We start from the raw sequence: 1,683 nt of genomic DNA, 5'->3' as shown, positions 1-1,683 counted from the left end.
GGCGGCCGCCAGCAGCGCCGCCACGCGCTGCACGCTCTCGGGCAGCGCGCCGGACGCCGGGGCCTGGGGAGTTTGCGGTGTCGCCATGGCGCCTACCCTGCCCGCTTGTTGAGCAGCGCCGTGGCGACGCGCGAATTCGGCTTGCGGCCGAGGAAATCGCTGATGAACACGCCTGCATCCACCAGCCGGTCCAGATCGATGCCGGTCTCGATACCCAGGCCCTGCAGCATGAAGACCAGGTCTTCGGTCGCCACGTTGCCGGTGGCGCCCTTGGCGTAGGGACAGCCGCCCAGGCCGGCCACGGACGACTGGAAGTTCCACACCCCCAGCTGCAGCGCCGCCAGCGTGTTCGCCAGCGCCTGGCCGTAGGTGTCGTGGAAGTGGCCCGAAATCTGGTCGATGCCGTAGTGCTGCTGCGTCGCCTCGATGGCGCGCTGCACGGCCAGCGGCGTGCCCACGCCGATGGTGTCGGCGACGTCCACGCGCTCGACGCCGATGCCCTTCATCAGGCCGGCGAGGTAGGCCACGCGCCCGGGCGCGATGTCGCCCTCGTAGGGGCAGCCCACCGTGCAGCTCATCGCCCCGCGCACCGCCACGCCCGCCGCGCGCGCCGCCTCGACCACCGGTGCGAAGCGCTCGATGCTCTCGGCAATCGAGCAGTTGATGTTCTTCTGGCTGAAGGCCTCGCTGGCCGCGCCGAAGACCACGATCTCGTCGGGCCGGTCCTGCTGCGCCGCTTCCCAGCCCTTGAGGTTCGGGGTCAGCACCGAGTAGCGCACGCCGTCCTTGCGCGCGATGGCCTGCATGACCTCGTGGTTGTCGGCCATCTGCGGCACCCACTTCGGACTCACGTAGCTGGTGACCTCGATCTCGGCCAGGCCGGCGTCCTGCAGGCGCTGCACCAGGCCGACCTTGACCTCGGAGGGCACAGGCTGTTTTTCGTTCTGCAGGCCGTCGCGCGGGCCTACGTCGATGATCTTCACGCGGGAGGGGAGCTGCATGGGAGGGTGTTTCCGTGGAAGAAAGGGGCTTGGGTTCGGTGGCGGCGCGGCGCACCTGGCGCCGGCCGCCCTTTTTCTCAGGCAGCGCTCAGCTTGAGCAGCTCGGCGCCCTCGGCCACTTGGTCGCCGGGCGCGTAGAGCAACTCCGCGACCACGCCGTCCTGCGGCGCGGCGATGGTGTGCTCCATCTTCATGGCTTCCATGACCGCCAGCGGCTGGCCCTTGGCGACCTTGTCGCCCGGCTGCACGGCGAAGGACACGACCTTGCCCGGCATCGGCGCCGTCAAGCGCCCGCCCTCGCCCGCAACCACGCCCGCATGGGCCAGCGGATCGACGGCGCCGATGCGCGTCGCGCCCTGCGGGGTGAAGACGTGGAACTCCTCGCCCTGCGCGTACACCGTGGCGCGCGTGCGCCGGCCGGCGAACTGCAGGTCCAGGGCGCCGTCCGTCCCTTGCGTGAAGAGCAGCTCGCCCTGCTCGGCAGCAGCATCGGCGCCCTCCTCGCCCGCCGCAACGCACAGGCGATGCGCCGCACCGCGTTGCCCGTAGTCGAGCCGCGCCACGGCCGGCTCGCCGCGGAAGTCGAATTCGAAACGGCGCTGGCTGCTGCCCAGCGCGCGCCAGCCGTCGCGCCGGCTGAACGGGTCGCCCGCCGCCTCGCCGGCCTGCTCCTGCACCAGCG

General features: G+C 71.5%; 2 protein-coding genes. Both read right to left on the bottom strand.

The window, feature by feature from the left end; all coding sequences use genetic code 11:
• Window positions 1-92: 92 nt before the first annotated feature.
• Window positions 93-1,001 (bottom strand): hydroxymethylglutaryl-CoA lyase, encoded by a 909-nt coding sequence (locus A612_RS11050; RefSeq protein WP_019374544.1) that lies wholly within the window; start codon window positions 999-1,001, stop codon window positions 93-95.
• A gap of 77 nt (window positions 1,002-1,078) precedes the next feature.
• On the bottom strand, window positions 1,079-1,683 hold a 605-nt coding region (locus tag A612_RS11045; RefSeq protein ID WP_040436667.1), incomplete at its 5' end, for a biotin/lipoyl-containing protein.

This window comes from Melaminivora alkalimesophila, assembly GCF_000282995.1.
GTDB lineage: Bacteria > Pseudomonadota > Gammaproteobacteria > Burkholderiales > Burkholderiaceae_C > Melaminivora > Melaminivora alkalimesophila.
Note: the sequence above shows the minus strand (reverse complement) of the source record. Positions and strands in the feature narration are given on the sequence as shown.

Coding starts and splice junctions, on each gene's coding strand:
- A612_RS11050 (WP_019374544.1), bottom strand. CDS start 1,001: ATGCAGCTCCCCTCCCGCGTGAAGATCATCGACGTAGGCCCGCGCGAC.